Annotated in this window: 14 protein-coding genes; 8 read left to right on the top strand and 6 right to left on the bottom strand. The window is 57.7% G+C overall.

The genetic code is table 11. From position 1 onward, the window contains the following. Window positions 1-49: 49 nt before the first annotated feature. Window positions 50-1042: a M28 family peptidase gene (locus MTX78_RS04245; RefSeq protein ID WP_243800203.1), complete on the bottom strand. Its 993-nt coding sequence runs from the start codon at window positions 1040-1042 to the stop codon at window positions 50-52. Window positions 1043-1119: 77 nt separating this feature from the next. Between MTX78_RS04245 and proB the strand changes: the two genes are divergently transcribed. After that, entirely contained in the window at window positions 1120-2211 is a 1092-nt protein-coding gene (gene proB / locus MTX78_RS04240; RefSeq protein ID WP_243800202.1) for a glutamate 5-kinase, read from the top strand. 123 nt (window positions 2212-2334) lie between these two features. Further along, window positions 2335-3585, top strand: coding sequence for a glutamate-5-semialdehyde dehydrogenase (locus tag MTX78_RS04235; RefSeq protein WP_243800200.1), 1251 nt, complete (start codon window positions 2335-2337; stop codon window positions 3583-3585). 188 nt (window positions 3586-3773) lie between these two features. On the opposite strand, the gene MTX78_RS04230 is transcribed toward MTX78_RS04235, so the two are convergent. Then, window positions 3774-4304 carry an RBBP9/YdeN family alpha/beta hydrolase gene (locus MTX78_RS04230; protein WP_243800198.1) on the bottom strand — a complete coding sequence of 177 codons (531 nt, stop codon included), beginning with the start codon at window positions 4302-4304 and terminating at the stop codon, window positions 3774-3776. Between the two features lie 70 nt (window positions 4305-4374). On the opposite strand from MTX78_RS04230, the gene MTX78_RS04225 reads away from it, so the two are divergent. Further along, complete coding sequence (locus MTX78_RS04225) at window positions 4375-4971, top strand: Uma2 family endonuclease (RefSeq protein WP_243800197.1); 597 nt, start codon at window positions 4375-4377, stop codon at window positions 4969-4971. A 4-nt stretch (window positions 4972-4975) separates the two neighbouring features. Further along, entirely contained in the window at window positions 4976-5278 is a 303-nt protein-coding gene (locus MTX78_RS04220; protein WP_243800195.1) for a hypothetical protein, read from the top strand. Between the two features lie 3 nt (window positions 5279-5281). Here MTX78_RS04220 and MTX78_RS04215 read toward each other — a convergent pair whose 3' ends face one another. Beyond that, the gene (locus tag MTX78_RS04215) at window positions 5282-5608 is read right to left on the bottom strand and encodes a DUF6678 family protein (RefSeq protein ID WP_243800193.1); all 327 of its coding nucleotides are present in this window, start codon (window positions 5606-5608) and stop codon (window positions 5282-5284) included. A gap of 116 nt (window positions 5609-5724) precedes the next feature. Between MTX78_RS04215 and MTX78_RS04210 the strand changes: the two genes are divergently transcribed. The 3 genes from MTX78_RS04210 to MTX78_RS04200 all read left to right on the top strand — a co-directional run bounded on the left by MTX78_RS04210 (window position 5725) and on the right by MTX78_RS04200 (window position 12835). Then, window positions 5725-11295 carry an alpha-2-macroglobulin family protein gene (locus MTX78_RS04210; RefSeq protein WP_243800192.1) on the top strand — a complete coding sequence of 1857 codons (5571 nt, stop codon included), beginning with the start codon at window positions 5725-5727 and terminating at the stop codon, window positions 11293-11295. A 237-nt stretch (window positions 11296-11532) separates the two neighbouring features. Next, on the top strand, window positions 11533-12327 hold the full coding sequence (locus MTX78_RS04205) for a protease inhibitor I42 family protein (protein ID WP_243800190.1): 795 nt from the start codon (window positions 11533-11535) through the stop codon (window positions 12325-12327). A 112-nt stretch (window positions 12328-12439) separates the two neighbouring features. Further along, window positions 12440-12835, top strand: a complete 396-nt coding sequence (locus MTX78_RS04200) for a SpoIIAA family protein (protein ID WP_243800189.1) — start codon at window positions 12440-12442, stop codon at window positions 12833-12835. On the opposite strand, the gene MTX78_RS04195 is transcribed toward MTX78_RS04200, so the two are convergent. Continuing rightward, window positions 12748-13548: a T9SS type A sorting domain-containing protein gene (locus MTX78_RS04195; protein ID WP_243800187.1), complete on the bottom strand. Its 801-nt coding sequence runs from the start codon at window positions 13546-13548 to the stop codon at window positions 12748-12750. The two genes, MTX78_RS04200 and MTX78_RS04195, sit on opposite strands and share 88 nt — an antisense overlap. Here MTX78_RS04195 and pbpC point away from each other — a divergent pair. Beyond that, window positions 13547-15928, top strand: a complete 2382-nt coding sequence (pbpC, locus tag MTX78_RS04190) for a penicillin-binding protein 1C (RefSeq protein WP_243800185.1) — start codon at window positions 13547-13549, stop codon at window positions 15926-15928. The genes MTX78_RS04195 and pbpC overlap by 2 nt on opposite strands. A 119-nt stretch (window positions 15929-16047) precedes the next feature. On the opposite strand, the gene MTX78_RS04185 is transcribed toward pbpC, so the two are convergent. Together MTX78_RS04185 and MTX78_RS04180 are read right to left on the bottom strand one after the other, a co-directional pair. After that, window positions 16048-17295, bottom strand: a complete 1248-nt coding sequence (locus tag MTX78_RS04185; protein WP_243800183.1) for a glycosyltransferase family 4 protein — start codon at window positions 17293-17295, stop codon at window positions 16048-16050. A gap of 473 nt (window positions 17296-17768) precedes the next feature. Next, window positions 17769-18929, bottom strand: coding sequence for a glycosyltransferase family protein (locus MTX78_RS04180; protein WP_243800181.1), 1161 nt, complete (start codon window positions 18927-18929; stop codon window positions 17769-17771). Window positions 18930-19095: the final 166 nt, after the last annotated feature.

The following is a 19095-nucleotide window of genomic DNA, read 5'->3' as shown; positions in this document are numbered from 1 at the left end:
AGGCGGGGACCTAGTTTTTTACTTTATAGCCGTTGGTTTTCTTCACGCATCACAGCCCCATAATGGCCGCGTATACGCCGTTTACCACTTCTGCCATCCGCCTGAAATCCAGCGTGTCGATGGTGTCGGAGGGGAGGTGATAATTGGGGTTGCGCAGGAAGGAGGTGTCGTTGATCATGAGGGCCTCGTAGCCGTACTTCCAGTAGTTCCGATGATCGGAAAGACCGGCCAGGCCCATTTCGGCGGGCAGGTTGATGCGCTGCACGTCGATGTCGGCCTTGGTTTTCATAAGGTCCTGCACCTGCTTGGTGAAGCTCTCCTGGCCCATGCGCCCCACTACCGTGATGAAGTTGCCGGTGTTTGGATACAGCGCGGCTATTTGCTCGTTGGGGAAACGCTGCGAGCCGGGCTCGTCGCGGAAGTAGCCGATCATCTCGTAGCAAAGCATGGCCCGCACGGGCACGTTCGCATCGTGCAAGGATTTAGCGTGCACGGCGCTGCCCATGTACTCAGTGGCGAAGTAAGGCGGCTCCTCGTTGGGGTAGGCTACTAGTTCCACGCGGTATTTCGAGTTAGAACCAAGGTTTTGTAGCAGCCGGGCCGTTTCCAGCAGGCCAGCCACGGCACTGGCATTATCGTCGGCGCCGGGTTGGTCGCCGCACACGTCGTAGTGCGCACCAACTACCAAGCGCGGCGCGTCGGGCTGCCCAAACCACAAGATAATGTTGCGGTACTGCCGACCATCGGCCTTGAAGGTTTGCTCCTCGACGTGGCCGTTTTCCAAACTCACAAAAGCGGCTTTGATATGGTCAGCAGCCGCATTCAAGGACCGAAGGTTGCGGTAGTGGCGGGCAGGTTGCAGCGACGTCAGGAACTTAACATCGGCATACAGTCGGGTTTGATCGGCACCCATGGGTTGGTCGGGTTGGAGAGAGGTAGGACGGGAGGAGGAGGCGCTCCGCTGCGAACCGCGTTGCTCACAGGCCGCCGCACCCAATAAGGTCAGGAGCAGTCCGCACACAGCGCTTTGGAGATGGAGCATAAGCCGTAAACGAGGAAAAGACCAACGTGGCCATGCAAATCTCTGCCTACCTTAACAGCGCAGAAACCTTATGCAGCATGGCACTTTCGTACCAAAGAATTGTCGTTAAAATTGGCTCCAACGTCCTCACGCGCGAAGACGGCCTGCCCGACAGCAGCCGCATTCAGCACTTAGTTGACCAGATTGCCGACCTGAAAAGAGTTGGCAAAGAAGTGATTGTGGTGTCGTCGGGAGCGGTGGCGGCGGGGCGTAGCTTGGTTTCCGTTTCCGAGAAGGCCGATGCCGTGAGCAGCCGCCAGCTGCTGGCCGCCGTGGGCCAGGTGAAGCTGCTGGCCACGTACGCCGAGTTGTTTCGGGCCCACGAGTTGGTGTGCGCGCAAGTGCTGGTAACCAAAGAGGACTTCCGCGACCGGCAGCACTACTTGCACATGCAAAACTGCTTTCGGGCGCTGCTGCAAAACAACATTATCCCGGTCGTCAACGAGAACGATGTTATTTCCGTCACGGAACTGATGTTCACCGACAACGACGAGCTGGCCGGCCTCGTGGCGTCGATGCTGGACGCCGACGCGTTGCTAATCCTGAGCAACGTAGACGGCATCTTCGACGGCGACCCGAAAGCCCCCGGTGCCCAACTGATTCCGGCTATCGAGCCCACTACCACCAGCTTTTCCGGTTTCGTGACCACCCAACGCTCCCAGTTTGGGCGCGGCGGCATGATTACCAAGTGCCATATGGCCCACAAAGTGGCGCAGTTGGGCATTGCGGTGCACATTGCCAACGGCAAAACCATCAACGTCCTGCCCCGCATCCTGAGCGAGGAAGTGGTAAACACCAAATTCATCCCCAACAAAACGGCATCGCGCAAGAAGAAGTGGCTGGCCCACGCCGAAACCGCTGCCAAAGGGGCCGTGCAAATAAACGCCGGCGCGAAAGCGGCCCTCACCACCCCCGGCAAGGCCACCAGCCTCCTGCCGGTGGGCGTGCTCGGCATCGTCGGCACGTTTACCAAAGGCGACATTATTCGGCTGCTCGACGAAGGCGGCAGACCCATCGGCATTGGCATAGCTGAATACGGTTCCGATAAGGCTTTAGAACGCCTTGGCTTGCAAAACCAGAAGCCGCTGGTACACTACGATTATCTGTTTTTAAGCGCTGAAATCAGCTAGAGTGTATGGCTACACCCGTCGTGCTGAGCTTGCCGAAGCATGGCCCTCTTAGTAGACCGCAAAACACTATCTATCCTGTAGGCTATCAACCACGCAGCCGTATCTTCTCCCGACCTTTCCGCTATGGATTTACAAGTCAGTTTTCAAGCCACGCAAACCGCCAGCCGGAGCCTCGCCCTGTTGGCCCCTGAAAAGGTAAACGCGCTCCTGCTCGACCTAGCGGCCACCGCCGTGGCACAGACGCCGTTTTTGCTCAGTGAAAACGAGAAAGACTTGGCCCGTATGGCCCCCGAAAATCCTAACTACGACCGGCTGCAACTCACCGCCGCGCGCCTCGAAAGCATTGCGCAGGATATAGAAAGTGTGGCCACCCTGCCTTCCCCGCTAGGCAAGGTGCTGCTGGAACAGGAGCTGCCCAACGGCCTGCACATTTCCAAAGTTCGGGTGCCGCTCGGCGTGGTCGGCGTCATTTACGAAGCTCGCCCCAACGTAACCTTCGACGTGGCAGCGCTGTGTTTGAAGACTGGCAATGCGTGCTTGCTGAAAGGCGGCAGCGACGCCAGCTTCTCCAACGAGGCCATTATTTCCGTTGTGCACGAGGTGCTGCGCCGGCACGACCTACTCCCCAACTGCGCCACCCTGCTCCCCCCCGACCGCCAGGCCACGGAAGCTCTGCTTAAGGCCGTCGGCTACGTGGACGTGCTGATTCCGCGCGGCAGCCAAGGCCTGATTGAGTACGTGCGCCAAAACGCCAAAGTCCCCGTCATCGAAACCGGCGCGGGCATCGTGCACACTTACTTCGACGAAACTGCCGACCTCGCCAAAGGCCGCGCCATCGTCGCCAACGCCAAAACCCGCCGCGTAAGCGTCTGCAACTCTCTGGATTGCCTGCTGCTGCACGAAGCCCGCCTGATTGACTTGCCCGCGCTGGCTGCTCCCCTGGCCCAAGCCAACGTGACTCTCTACGCCGACGAGCCTGCTTACGCGGTCCTGCGCGGCCTGTACCCCAGCCAGCTTTTGCAGCCGGCCGCGCCCGAGCACTTCGGCACCGAGTTTCTGTCGTTGCGAATGGCCATCAAAACCGTAGCCAGCCTCGACGAAGCCCTCACTCATATTGCTGCCCACAGCTCCAAGCACAGCGAGGCCATAGTTTCCGAGGATGCGGCGCACATCGAGCAGTTCCTCAACAGCGTCGATGCCGCTGCCGTGTACGCCAACGCCTCCACCGCCTTCACCGACGGCGGCCAATTCGGCCTCGGCGCCGAAATCGGTATCAGCACCCAAAAGCTCCACGCCCGCGGCCCCATGGGCCTCGAGGAACTCACCAGCTACAAGTGGCTTGTCCGCGGCAATGGGCAGGTGCGTACTAGCTAAAAGTTACCCCTAGTTACTCTAAACCCAAGACCCTCATGCTGAGCTTGTCGAAGCATCTCGCTAGTGTGGTAAAATCATTTACTATCACAACGTCAGCACGCGAGATGCTTCGACAAGCTCAGCAGGACAGTACTATCGTCAAAGGCGCAAAAGGTACAGCGGCAAAAATGCTCTTACCTGTGCGAAGATCAACGTGCCATCAACTCCATCAGCAATGCGTGCCCTTCCGGCCATAGACCTAGGTTGGTTTCAGAATTGATGTGGCCTAGCGCCCCGACGTTCACCAGCCGGCTGCCCCACGCCTCCGCAAATTGCTGCGCCCGTGCCAACGTCACATACTCGTCGCTGGTGCTGGCTACCACAATACTCGGAAACGGCAGCGGCGCCAGGGGCATGGGCCGAAACCCCGTGACTTCTAGCGGAAAGTCGGGCCGGTCTACATCGGCGGGAGCTACCAGCAGGGCACCGGCTATGCGGTGTTGCGTGGTAGCCGCCCAGTGAGCAATGGTAGCACAAGCCAGACTGTGCGCCACCAGCACCACATGGGGGTCGGCAGTTGCTACCGCCGCATCAAGCGTCTGCACCCAATCGGCACGGACGGGCTCGTCCCAGTTGTGCTGTTCCACGCGCCGGTAGCCGTAGTGCTGTTCCCAGTGGGTTTGCCAGTGTTCGGGGCCAGAGTTGCCCAAGCCGGTCACGATGAGGATGGTTGAAGGCATGAACAAGTTGATTTTCGACAAATGTAGGCTGCTCTCGTATCTTTACTAACCACCGAATGTCGTTTGTGCCATGCCCCCTATCACCAGTTTTTCCCAACTCGATGTCAGCAAAACGTATTCCTACGCTGATTATCTGACGTGGCAATTTGATGAACTCGTGGAGTTGGTAAAAGGCAAGGTTCGTCGTATGAGCCCGGCGCCACGCCGCGCCCACCAACGAATATCTGGTTACTTCTTTGCCACTACGTATACGCACCTGCTCAACCAGCGCTGTGAGGTTTACCACGCCCCCTTCGATGTACGCTTAACCACCGCTGGCCCTACTGGTGATGCACAGATTACCACTGTTGTGCAGCCAGACATCTGCGTAGTCTGCGACCCCGCGAAACTAGATGATAAAGGCTGCCTCGGCTCCCCTGACTGGATTATCGAAATCCTTTCGCCCAGCACCGCTGCCTACGATACAAAAGAGAAATTCGACCTCTACGAGGAAAGCGGCGTGACGGAGTATTGGATAGTGTTTCCCGGCGAAAAAAGCATTGCGGCCTACGTGCTAGAAAATGGCCGTTACAAAGCACGCGGCACCTACTTTGCTCCCGGCGATATGCTCGTGCACACATTACCAGGCTTGCAGTTGCAGTGGGAACGAGTGTTTGAGGGAGTGTAAAACTATGCTGGATAAAATACAGAATTGGCTAGAAAACGGGCAGCAGATAGGAAAAGCTATTTATGAACTGAAAGATCAGCAGCTATACCACACGTCAGTTGCTATCCAAAAATGGCAAGACCTATACAAAGTATCTGTAACTGAAATTGCAGAAGCGAACATGGTGGCCGAACAATTTGATTTTGATGAGGTAAGCACCTTCAGAAGCTTTGACGAAGTGGTCGTCTTCTTTGCGCACAACTCTCCTGTTGCGTTATTAGAATTAAAGCCATTGAAAGGCCAAAAGCTATTCAACCCTGCATTTTGAGTATTAGCTTAACTGTTGCCCATCTATCCTAACCATTCCTTTTACAACCTGATAATCAATAGATTCTTGTTGCAATACTTGTATAATTTCGTCTAAAATAATACTCACTTTAGGCGGCACTAGCCTTCCTATCCGAGTTACTACAACAGGGTCGAGTTCTATCCACTCTACATCACTAATTCTTTCCGGCCCTGAAACCTCAATATAGCCTTCTACGGGCAAGCCAAATCCACTTTTCCAGTCAGTTATATAGTCTTCGTTATAAACCTTAAGCCTGATTTGGCAGCATACATCATAGACCAACTTCTGAATGGCAAGCAAACGGTTCATCCTTATGATAGAGCGGTAGGCGTTACAGATTAGTTGTCTCTTCCAAATCTATACATAACATAGCAGAATCGTCGTTTTTATATACCTTCCGGCGTCTTTTCAAGCTCCTCCCTATCATGTTGTTCCGTACCCTTTCTCGCCTGCCGCTGCTGGTGCTGCTGGCATTGCTATGGGCTTGCTCGAAGCCTGGCACCGATACCGCTACTAGCCCCGACGGCGAGGAAATCGACCCGCAGCAGAACCTGGTGTTTCTCTTCGATGAAGCCGTGATGAACAAGGCGCAGCAGAACCGGTGGGACACGGTGCAGTATGTAAAATTTCAGCCCGCCATGCGCGGCAAGTTCAAGTGGACTTCTGATCGGGAACTGGTGTTTTCGCCGCTTACGCCGTTTCGGCCAAGCACCACGTTTCAGGCGGAGCTACAGCCGGCCACGCTGCCGAGCGGCAAGCAGAAACTGGCGCTGCCCGAGAACCGCCGCAAGTTTCACACGCCGTTTCTGGCGCTGAATGAGCCGCAGGCCTTTTGGGGCCGCTCGACCCGGGCGGCGGGCACGGCTGAAATGCGTCTGGAGTTGCCCTTCAACTACAGCGTGCGCCCCTCCGACGTCAAACCCCTGCTCCGCGTGACGCAGGACGGGCAACCGGTGGCCTTCGAAGTGCGCAGCGCCGAGCCGGGCCAGAGCGTGAGCGTAGGTCTTACGCAGGAAGTTCGGACCAGTAGCCCGCTCACCGTGGCGCTGGCGCAGGGCCTGCGTGCTGTGGGCAGCGACCGAGCTTCCACGAGTGAGTACTCCACCAGCATACCCGTGCCCGACCAGCAGGCACTGGAAGTGCGCTCTATTGTGGGTAGCCTGCAAAATGCCGACCCCATCATCACTGTTCAGACCAGCCAGCCCGTGAGTGAGGTGAATCTGCAAAGCGGCCTCACGGTGTCGCCGGCAGTGGCGTTTTCGGTGGAAGAGTTGGAAAGCGGCTTTGTGCTGAAAGGCGGTTTTGAAGCCGGCAAAACGTATCAGGTAAGTTTAGCGCAAGGGTTACCCGGTGCGCTTGGCGGCCAACTCGCCAGCAGCGTCACCGAAACGGTCAGTTTCGCAACCGAGCAGCCCACCATCAGCTTCGCCAGTCAGGACAAGGCCATGTACCTCGATGCGTTGGGTACGCGCAACCTCGGCATTCGCATCAACGAGGTGGAGAAGGTGCAGGTAACCATTGCCAAAGTCTACGCCAACAACATCCAGCAGCTGTTGCGCGGCGAACAGCAATACGGCTACCCCGAATACGACGAAGACAGTGAGGGAGAGAGTGCAAGCGAAGACGGCGAGTACGTGGACCGCTCTTACCGCTACTACGACATCGAGAACCTTGGCAACGTGCTGACTGAGCGGAGCTACACCGTGGCCGGGCTGCCGAAGGCGCAGGGGCTGCGCCTGCTGAATCTGGACTTGAAAGACCTGGAGTTTTCGGGCGGGTTGAAGGGCCTGTACGTGGTGAAAGTGCAGGACACCGAGCGGCAATGGCTGCAAGTCAGCAAGCTGGTATCGGTGTCGGATATCGGCATGATTGTCAAGCAGGGCAAAAACGGCAGCACGCTGGTATTCGCCAACTCCATCCGCACGGCCAAGCCGCTGTCGGGGGTGGAAGTGCGCTTCGTGAGTTCCAACAACCAGGTGATTAGCACCAGCGTCACCAACCGGGAAGGTGTGGCCAAATTCGACACCACTACCGCCAATTCGCGCTTTAAGCTGAGTATGCTGGTAGCCCAGCGCGAGTCGGATTTCACGTTTCTGGACTTGACCCGGAGCGGCGTGGAAACGTCGCGGTTCGAGGTGGGTGGGCTGCAATCCAACGCCGCCCGCTACCAGGCCTTCCTCTACGGCGACCGGGACCTGTACCGCCCCGGCGACACCATCCGCAGCAACACCATCATCCGGACCGAGGATTGGAAAAACCCGGTGGCTAAGCTGCCCGTCAAGATTCGGCTGCTGCTGCCCACCGGCAAGGAGTACGCCAGCTTGCGCAAGGAGCTAACGGCAGCCGGCAGCTTTGAGGCCGATTTTATTCTGCCGCCTAGCATCATGACCGGCACTTACACCATGGAAGTGCTGACCGGCAACGACGTGCTGCTGACCTCGCGGCAGGTGAGCGTGGAAGAGTTTATTCCGGACCGCATGAAGGTGACGGTGAAAGCCACACCCGCCGTGGTGAAGCCCGGCCAGACCGTTTCCGCTCAGATTACGGCCCTGAACCTGTTCGGTCCGCCCGCCGCCGACCGCAAGTTCGAGGTGGAGTTTGCGCTGAAAGAAAAGGCTTTCGCTCCTAAGAAATTCGAGGACTACACCTTCAGTTTGAGCACGGGCGAGCAGCGCCGCACGCGCTACGGCAACCAGTCGGGCACGTCTTCGTTGGCGAGCCGCTTCGAGAACACCACCCGCGAAGGCAACACCGATGCTGCTGGCCGCGGCACGGCTATCTACGACGTGCCCAACTACACCGACCTCGGTACGCTGCAAGGCTCGGCCTTCACCACGGTGTTCGACGAAACCGGCCGGCCCGTCAACCGCCTCGCCACCTTCGAGGTGCAGACGCAGGCGGTCATGTTCGGGCTGAAAACGCTGCCCGAAATGTTTGAAACCCGCGAGGTCATCCCGATTAAGTTGGTGGCCCTCACGCCGGCCGGACAGCCCACCAGCGCCGAAGCCCGCGTGCAAGTGGTGCGTCTGTTGTGGGAAACGGTGATTGAGCGCCAGGGCGGCCGCTACGTGTACAACTCGCAGCGGCGCGAAGAAACCGTGATGGACCAGCGCGTATCGGTGGGCAAGGAAGGCAACGCCGGCAACTTAGGCTTCCCGGCCAGCTATTCCGGCGAGTACGAAGTGCGCGTGTCGCGGCCCGGCGCCGACACCTACGTGGCGCAGCAGGTGTACGCCTACGGCTACGGCGACACCCAAAGCAACGCCTTCGAAGTGAACAACGAGGGCGAGGTGACCATTGCCGCCGACAAAGAGAAATACCAGCCCGGCGAAACGGCCAACCTGCTGTTGAAAACGCCTTTCCCCGGCCGCATCCTCGTGACCGTGGAGCGGGACCGGGTGCTCAACCATTTCTACGTAAATACCGACGAGAAATCAGCCCAAGTCAGCATCCCGATTCAGGGCGGGCACGTCCCGAACATCTACGTCACGGCCACCGCCATCCGCGAAATCACCGACAATCGGCTGCCGCTCACGGTGGCGCGCGGCTTCGTGCCGCTGGTGGTGGAAAAGCCGGAAACCAAGCTGGCCGTGGCCATCAAAGCGCCCGAACTGAGCCGCTCGCAAGTGTGGCAGACGGTGGAAGTGCGCACCGCGCCCAACGCCAACGTGACGCTGGCTATAGTGGATGAAGGCATCCTGCAACTAAAGGATTACCGCACGCCCGACCCCTACGGCTACTTCTACCAGAAGCGCGCCCTCGAAGTAAGTGCCTACGACGTGTACCCCTTTCTGCTGCCCGAACTTGGTACCAGCTCGTCGGGCGGCGACGCCTCCGACCTCTCCCGCCGCACCACGCCCGTTCCCTCGCGCCGGGTGAAATTATTCGCCAAGTGGAGCGGCGTACTTACCGCCGACGCCAGCGGCCTCGTGCGTTACAAGCTGCGCGTGCCACAGTTCAGCGGCGCCGTCCGCATCATGGCCGTGGCCTACAAAAACGATGCTTTCGGTTCCGCCGAGCAAACCATGCGCGTCGCCGACCCGGTAGTCATTTCAACGGCCCTCCCCCGCTTCCTCAGCCCCGGCGACACGATTGACGTGCCTGTCACGCTGACGAACACGACGGAAAAAGTATTAGATGTTAGATTATGGCCTTCTAGTAACTTAGTAAAACAGGTTCCTGATGTTATTTCTCCACTAGGTCCGTCTTATCACGTTCGTGATGTGACGTTGAAGCCAAATACGGAAACCAGGGTAACCTATCGATATACTGCATCATCTATTGGAACTGGCTTTATAAAAATTGGAGCTAATGTATACGAACGGAAGAAACCTAATGTGCCTGGTTTTCAAACTGACAAAGACGTTTCTAATCCAACCTATGAATTAAGCGAAACCATCGAACTACCCATCCGCCCTGCTTCGCCGCTCCAGAAGCGCACGGGAGCGGGCATGGTGGCGGGCGGCGCGACGCAGCAGCTGAACCTGACGAGTGACTTCCTGCCGTCGTCGATGCGGAGCCAGCTGGTGGTGAGCCGCTCGCCGATGACCGAGTTTGCCAAGGATTTGCGCTACCTGCTGCAATACCCCTATGGCTGTTTGGAGCAAACCGTATCAGCGGCTTTCCCGCAGCTGTACTACGGGGATTTGGCGGCGTCTTTGGGGCAGAAAACCGGCAAAACGGGTAAGGCGGGCCTGTTCAACCCCAATTACCACGTGCAGGAAGCCATCCGCAAGGTGGAGTCGCAGCAGATGTACAACGGCAGCCTCAGCTACTGGCCCGGCGGCGACTACGACAACTGGTGGGCCACTGCCTACGCCGCGCACTTCCTGCTCGAAGCCCAACAGGCCGGCTTCACCGTGAATAAGAGTGTGCTCGATCGGGTGCTTGGCTACCTGCAAGCCCGCACCAAAAAGCGCGAAACCAACACCTACAACATCATCCAAACCGGCGGCGTGATTCAGCAGCTCACCCTGGCGAAAAAGGAAATTCCGTACTCGCTCTACGTGCTGGCCCTCGCCGGCCGCCCCGACCCGGTGGCGCTCAACTACTACAAAGCCAACCGTAAGCTACTGGCCGAAGATTCGCGGTGGGTGCTGGCCTGCGCCTTTGCCGTGGGCGGCAACCAGCGCAGCTACCGCGAAGCCTTACCCACCCGCTTCGGCACCCAAACCATGGCCGGCCGCGAGCTAGACGGCTCGTTCGCCTCCCCTATCCGCGACGAAGCCCTGGTGCTCAACGCCCTGCTCGCCGCCGACCCCGCCAACCCGCAAATAAACGTGCTGGCTCGCCAGCTCAGCCGCCAAGTGAAATCGGCTAGGTGGCTGAACACGCAGGAACGCGCCTTCTCGCTGCTGGCCCTTGGCAAGCTGGCCAAGAAGAATGCCGCTAGCACCGTCACGGCCTCGCTTTTATCTGATAGCAAAGCCATGGGCAACTTCACGGGCAAAGACCTCACGGTAAATAACGTAGCCAACCACAAGCTGGCGTTGCGTACCAGCGGCAAAGGCAGCCTCTACTATTTCTGGGAAATGGAAGGCATCAGTCCCACCGGCCAGGTAATTGAGGAAGATGCCTACCTGCAAGTCCGCCGCCAGTTCCTGGACCGCACCGGCGCGCCGGTCGGCACCACGTCGTTCAAACAGAACGACCTAGTGGTGGTCAAAATCACCATCCAGTCGACACAAAGTGCTGGGGAAGTGAAGAACGTGGCCATCACCGACTTGCTGCCTGCTGGCCTGGAAATCGAGAACCCGCGCATCGGCGCCGTTCGGGACCTGACTTGGGCCACCGACGCCGCTCAACCCGACTATCTCGATGTCCGCGACGACCGAATCAACCTTTTCACCACCGTAGAACCCACGCCCAAATCGTTCTACTACCTGGCCCGCGCTGTAAGCAAAGGCACGTTCAAGCTCGGCCCCGTCAGCGCCGACGCCATGTACAACGCCGAGTACCATAGCTACAACGGCGCCGGCACGGTACGTGTGCGGTAAGGCACTACTCGCTAGCAAACAACGCATACCTACGGAACGGGCGCGCTGCCTTAGCCAACGCAGGACCGTTTTGCTGTAGTCACTCAGTCTTTGCTCTCTACGGACGCCACCGATAACAAGCTCAACAACAGCGTTTTTCAACGTTTAATCGTACACTTTCTCGCACTCTTGATACAGCCGGCGGCTTCGTAAGCGCCGGCTGTCTTGTTTGCTACCTGAACCTTACGCTTTGTTGAAATGCTGAATTCACTGCGAATCACTATCCCTTACGCGCTTTCCATCAAGCGCTTTACTTGGCCCTGGCTTTTACTGTGGGTGTACGTTACTTCTGTGCTTGCTACCCCCGTACATGCCGATGTTGTTACGCTTACCGCCAACGATAACGGCAAACAGATTCAACTCAATGTAGGCGACCAGTTGGTGGTGCGGTTGCCCACGGTTTCACCGCGCTTTGGCTGGCGCTTGACCCAGACCTACCCCGGTCAGCTTGCCGTAACGCAGACGCACAGCTTGCCTGGGTTGAGCAGTGGCGTTCCGGGCGCCCCCGCCACGTTTGAAGTGCATTTTCAGGCTGTTGGCACGGGGGGCATTGATTTGGCACTGGTTTCGGCAGTGCCCGGTTCTGGCTATTCGCCGCTGGGCGGCTATTTCCATGCGTACGTCACCATTGATAAGCCCGGTGTGGCCAAAAACGTGAACATCACGGAGTATGGCAACCATAGCAATGTCAAGGTCAACCAGGGCGACCAGCTTTTAATCAAGCTCGACACCACGGTTGGCTCGCAGTACAAGTGGGAGCTGATGCCTGTAGCCGACGGCGTAGTGCAAGCAGTAGCGCCACCCGTTGAGCAGCCCCGCAAGAAACCGAAGAAAGCCAAAGTAGGCTCTCCCGAAGATGTTGCATTTCAGTTTACGGCCCTCAAGCCCGGTCAAACAACGTTGCGGTTTCTGTATCGAAATGCCACCGACAACCAAGCGCCTCCCAAACGAGACTTTGAGGTACAAGTGGAAGTACCCCAACCACCGAAATGAAGCGCCAGCGCGCCCTCACACGCAAGTAGGTGTTGCTACTAGAACAGATAAACCGGTAGTTGCCTTCACCCGTAAGGAGGAGTTTCTATTCCACTTTTGCCGACTCTCAGACATGTTCAATACAGTCGATTATCCTGAGCAAAACCTGTTGTCCCTCACCGTATCGGGTGCCCTCACCAAAGAGCACTACGACACCATTATTCCGCTGCTAGAAGAGAAAATAGCGCGCTGGGGCCGCATCAACTTATATCTGGATGTGCGCAGCTTCAATTACATCACGGCCACGGCTCTTTGGGAAGACATCAAGCTGGATGTCAAGCACTGGCGCGACTTCAACCGCGTGGCCATCACCAGCGACGACGATAACTTACTCAAAGCCGCCACCGCACTGGCTACCATGGTAAGCCCCGCCGAAGTGCATCATTTCCCCTTAGAACAGAAAGAGCAAGCCCTGCATTGGGCCGCCACCGGCGAAACCGAAACCTCGCATTCGACGGCCCCACTGTAAGAACCGTGCAAGACAACAACACCTACCATAAAAAGAGCCTGCTCAACTGAGCAGGCTCTTTTTATGGTAGCAAGTGGAAGTAAATACTGCTGGAGCACGAGGCGCTTGGTAGCAACTGACTCAGCAGTTTTTACCTTGAACAGATAGGTACCATTCGACAGGTTATCTGCCTTGAACTGTACTTGGTGGAAACTTGCCGTTTCGGTACCCGATACCAGGGTCTGCACCTTGCGCCCTATGGCATTGTAGATTTCCACCGTTACGAGACCGTTTTGGGTGAGGTAGTAGCTGATGGTGGTGCTACCCGTAAAAGGGTTGGGGTAGGCCACCGTTTCTTTGGTGAGTATGGCTGCCGCCGACGGAGCCAGCGTGGTACTAGTGGTAGCGGCGGAGCGGGCAGCAGGTTGCGTCAGGGCATTGTACTGCGGGAATGTACGGCTCACAATGACGACGAAATCGGCGCGGGTTACGTATTGCGCGGGCTTGAAGGCAGCATGTAAGATAGGCTGCGAGTCGTAAGGGACCTGCGTAAGGGTGTAATAGGCATTGATGAGGTCCAAGGCACTGCTCACGTAGCCCGCCAAACCAGCTGGGATGCTAGCGGCATCATCTACAAAGTGAGCAACCCACCCCTTCAGGTAGCTCCACAGGCAAGCATTACTTGCTACTAATGGCCAGTACCAGCAATAGCCCCAGCCAGTATCTTTGACCATGGATCGGTGGACGAGCTTACGGCTTTTTGGTGGGACGCTTTTGGCGGGAATCCTGCTGTTGGCGGGCCTTGACTGGTTGTTTCCGCTGCCGCATGCGCCACAGTATTCTCCCCTGGTGCTGGCCGCTGATGGCTCGGTGCTGCACGCTTACCTCAACCCTACGCAGAAGTGGCGGATGAAAACCGAGTTGCGCGAAATCACGCCGGTGTTGCGCAAGGCCATTATCGAGAAGGAGGACCGGTGGTTTTACTGGCACTTCGGGGTGAACCCACTGGCCCTGGTGCAAGCTGCCGGGCGCAATCTGTTCGGGGAGGGCCGTACCACCGGGGCCAGCACCATTACCATGCAGGTGGCCCGGCTGCTGGAACCCAAGGAGCGCACGTTCGGCAACAAGCTCCTGGAAATGGCCCGCGCCACCCAGCTGGAAGCACATTATAGCAAGGCCGAAATCTTGCAGCTCTACCTAAACCTAGTGCCTTACGGCGGCAACGTAGAAGGCGTGAAGTCGGCAGCGCTGCTCTACTTCCAGCAGCCTCCCGACTACCTCTCGTTGGCCCAAACCGTGACGCTGGCCATCATCCCGAACCGGCCACGCGGGCTGGTACTAGGCAAGAACAACGCGGCCGTGCGGCAAGAGCGGAACCGTTGGCTCCGGCGGTTTGGCGCTGCTGGCTTGTTTACCAAGCAGGATGTAGCCGATGCCCTCCTGGAACCCTTAGACGTGCAGCGCCACGCCGCGCCCACGCTGGCCCCGCACCTCTCGCGGCGGCTGGTGCAGCAGTTTCCGGGGTGGGCCATTATCCAGAGCAGCCTCCAGCGCAACAAACAAAGCAAGGCCGAAGACCTCACCCGCAACTATGTGCGCCGCCTGTACGAGCTAGGCATCACGCAGGCTGCCGTGCTGGTCGTCAACAACCACACCCGGCAGGTGGAAGCCTACGTTGGCTCGGCTGATTTTCATGATTTCGGCAACCAGGGCCAGAACGACGGCGTCATGGCCGTTCGCTCGCCGGGCAGTACGCTCAAGCCGTTTCTGTACGCCCTGGCCATCGACCGAGGACTGGTTACGCCCAAGCTGGTGCTGCCCGATGTGCCCACCAACTTCCAGGGCTACCGTCCCGAAAACTTCGACAAGCACTGCAACGGCGAAGTAACCCTAGAACGCGCCCTGGCTTATTCGCTCAACATCCCGGCCGTGCGCGTGCTCAACGACCTAGGCGTGGCCAGCTTCACCGACAAGCTCCGCCAAGCCGGCTTCCAGAGCGTCGGCCGCAACCGGGCCCGCCTAGGCTTGAGCAGCATCTTGGGCGGCTGCGGCGCTAGTTTGGAAGAGTTAACCAACCTGTATGTGACGCTGGCCAATGGCGGCCAGTATGCCAAGTTGCGGCTGGTAACACCCCACCGCCTGGCTCCTTCCCCTGCGGGGGAGGGGGTGCGTTCTGGTGTCAACCGTACAACTCTCCCTCTCCCGGAAGAAAAGGAGCCCAAGGGTACTGCCCTCATCTCCCCGGCGTCTGCCTTCCTTACCACCGACATTCTGGCGCAGCTTACCCGGCCTGATTTGCCATTAGGGGCAGCTAGTAGCATGCGGTTGCCTAAAATTGCCTGGAAAACCGGCACCAGCTACGGCCGCCGCGACGCGTGGAGCATCGGCTACAACAAGCAGTACACGGTGGGCGTGTGGATCGGCAACTTCAGCGGCCACGGCAGCCCCGCCCTCACTGGCGCCGACGTGGCCACGCCGCTGCTGTTCAACGTGTTCAACGACCTGGCGTACAACTCGCCCAACGACTGGTTTGTACCGCCGGCCGCGCTGGACTTCCGGCTGGTGTGCGCCGAAACCGGCTTGGTACCAAGCGAAACCTGCCCCAACCAAATAATCGACTACTTTCTGCCCAACGTTTCGGAAGGTCGCCGCTGCCAGCACCAGCGGGAGGTACTGCTGTCGGCTGATGGCAGCTTCGTGTATTGCCGGGCGTGTGCCCCAGTAACTGGGTTTAAGCGGGCCTTGTACCCCAATTTGCTGCCGGAAGTGGCGGCCTACAAAGAAGACCAAGGCATACCGTACCAACGGCTGCCGCCCCACAATCCGGCTTGCCAGTTGGTACGAGGTGGTACTGAGTTGGCGCCTACCATCACCTCGCCTGCTCCCAACACCGAATACGTCCTCAACCGCCACGAGCAGCAGCAGCTATTACTAAGCTGCACCACCGACAACGAGGTGCGCCAAGTGTACTGGTACGTCAACGACAAGTTTCTGCGGGCAGCAGCAGCTACCGAGCGGGTGTTTTTCAAGCCGCCACCCGGCCCCCTAAAAATCTCCTGCGCCGATGACCACGGCCGCAATACCGATGTACTTGTGACCGTGAGCGAGTTATAACCTACTTCGGCCCCCGTTACCACGTGCTTCAGCGTTCTGTCTGCTGACAAGCAAAGGGCCCTTAAACACACGGGCGCCCCAACAGAAAGTCAGTGGGGCGCCCGTTTTTTCTATTCCGCTTATCCGTTCTGGCGTTTCATAATGGCAGCCGCCAACTCACGCCCATACACTTCCCAAGGGCGGGCGCGGGCCGACTCCAACGCAGCGCGGCCGGCTTCCGCCACCACACTTGGGCGCAGTAGCAATTCTTCAATGGAAGCCACCAACGCTTCCGTAGACCCAGCATCCACCAGCCAGCCGTTGCGGCCATGCTCGATTAAGTCGGGCCCAGCAGTTCGGTCAGTGGTAATAACTGGCACGCCCTGCGACATAGCCTCGGTAATCACCAGGCCAAACCCTTCGAAAAGCGAAGGGAACACAAATACGTCGTGCTCCCGCATCAAGGCCAACACCTGGTCGTGGGGCAGGCTCGAAATCCAGCGGTGCTTGGCCAGTTCGACGTCCAGGGCCGGGCAATTATCGTTGGCTTTGCGGCCTACCACGGTAAGCTCCACGCGGCTACCAATGATGTCGACGGCGGCAAAAAGATCGGCAATGCCCTTGCGTTGTGAGAGGCTACCCACAAAGAGCAGCTTCAATGGGCGGCCACTGTTCAGGCTGGAATAGTCGCGGGAGGAACCCACGGGGGGGTAGCCGTAGGGAATGACTTCGATGGGCGCTAGCGGCCCCGGAAAATCTTGCAGGGTATAGGCAGTGAACCGGCTGGCCACAAAAATATGATCGGCTAGCTGTAGCTCTTCGTCTTTGCGGGCTAGTTTGGCGTCTGAATCCCCGAAGCCGGTGAGGGTGGGTGCCCAGGCCGGCCACCGCTCTAGCTCAGGTTCCAACAGCCGGCGTGCCGCCCGCCAGTAGCCAATAGGCAAATCGTACAGACACTGCAAGCCTAGCCTTTTTGCCACACGAAACGACTGCACGGCTCCATCTTCGTAGGCATATACGCCCCGTACACCCTGCTTTATAGCGGGCTGCAACATGGTCCCAACCCGCTGGTCGAGGCTTTGATACACGGCGTCAACGCTATAAGGACCCGTTTCGTGGCCGTGCAGGCTTTTGAAGCCGGCCTTGGAAGCAAACAACCGACCGGCTTCGCGCCAGGGCCACATGCGCGTAAACGGTTCGAGTACAGGGTCGTAGCGCCGCCGCCGAATTTCAGCTAGCGGCCCAATGGCTCCTAAGCTATCCAGCATGCTGCCCGGAAAGGAAGCAATGGTGGTATGGAATTCCGCCAGCAGATCTGCCTTCGCTAGTCCACAAGCCGCAGCACGGACGTTGGCATTACCAGTGGGGTGAGAGTAGATCAGTTTCATGAGAAAAGCATTGAAAGCAACAATAAGTTATCTACCGGCCTCGCAAGAGGTGGCAGCACACAAGCCAGACAAAGCCCGAGCGTATTTGCTGAACACGACCGATCAAGCAGTAGCTTGACGACGACAGTTGGACTGGCCATTTACCAGCTAGCATCATCATGCGTTACCCCTAGCAAGCAACGCAAGCGGACGCAAATAGCACCTAGAAATGGGCATTTCGACTACCTCGTTGCGACAAACTCCCGGCTTGCACCCTCTTGCCCCACTAAGGCAGAAGTGCGTCAGCCGGAAAACAAAGCCTAGCCAACAACAGAAGAAGTATCTGTTACAAACTGAACTGAGTTTCAGGCTTGCTTAAGCTTGAGCGCGTGGTAGCTGATGCAACAGTGGAACGGCACCGATTGAGCCGTTACGCGTATGAGAAGCGGTATGTGCGTTTCCCGAACACTCCCGAGAACGAGCAACCGCGGGGCTTATGGTGTGGATACCCTAGCACTGCTAGCAGGCACGGAGGCCGTAAGATCGGCTACCATGAGTTGAGAAACTTCCAGCACGTTGCTTGCGTCAACAGGCGGCTGAGCGTTTGAGAGGTACGCTTCCAACTGGCCTTGCTGGTACTGCACGATACCGGGCGGCAACGCTAGGTTTGATATTCCGCAGGGCTCCCAGGGCTTTGCAATGCACAATACAGGTAAGCCATGTTCACGCATCGCCGCTACAGTCCCGCTTTTTTCCGCCAGTGGCAGCACCGTAGTAGACAAGCCGATGGTCGCGCTGCTCAACGCCTGCGAAATCTCTTCTTCTGCTTGTTCGCCTAGTATGTTGAGCGGTAGCCCCTCTCCTTTCCACTCTTTGGAAAAGGTATCAAGCCCGCTACCACAACGCCCTACGGCCGTCAGGGAGAAGCGAATACCCTTTGCCTTGGCCAACTGAGACGCCTCTTTAGTAAACTCTTCGAAGTACGATTTGGGATGAAGCGTACCGAACACCAGTAGCGCCACATCGCGCTGCTCACGGGCATGATGTAGCGCCTGGGTAGGCGAGCTGGCCTTGCTGACGACGGGTATGTTGCCGAACAGCGGCAAATAATGCGTCTTGTAGCCGAGTTTTTCGAGAAGCGCTTGGTAGAGCTTGGTTTGGGTATGAATTGCAGCGGGGCGCAACTTCTTCAATAGGGCGTTGATTAGATACTTCTGCACCCGCCCCATCAATACGTATTTCAACGGCGCCTCCGTGTCCATCCCGACCCAAAGCTCATGAAACATGATGTGCCAGTGCCGCCCCCGGCCCATTCGCTCGAGGCTGCTATCGAGCCCCCAAGGCAAGCCTTTCTTGTGAAAGGCAAAGGGAACGTATTGCAAACTCAGCCACTCCGGGTTCACCGTATCAATCCACTGCTGGGCTCTTGCAAAACGGGTGGCACTGCTGTAGGAAGCCGGAATGCGCAAGACATGCAATTCCTGGCTTTCTGCATCTTGACTGCCCAAAAACTCTTCCTTGCTGTAGCCATCGTTCAGTGCTACGGCAGCTACTTGATGACCTTGAGAAATAAGTTTGGCTGCTAATCGCCGGGTGTAATCTCCCACGCCGTCACGGCCAGGTTCCAGCGAACCACAAACAAAAACTATTTTCATGAGCAAGCTATGAATGCATGTAATGCGCAAATCTTTTGAAAGATACACACTTATGCAGTACCCTATATAAATAGCAAAGTATTTTACTACTATACCAATGTACTACAGAATATAAATCTTAATTCGCTAAGACTAGTTACTATCATTACGCTGTAATCAAGCTTAA

Origin of the sequence: Hymenobacter tibetensis, from assembly GCF_022827545.1 — a bacterium.
GTDB classification, from domain to species: Bacteria; Bacteroidota; Bacteroidia; order Cytophagales; family Hymenobacteraceae; genus Hymenobacter; species Hymenobacter tibetensis.
This window is presented reverse-complemented; position numbering and strand designations above follow the sequence as displayed.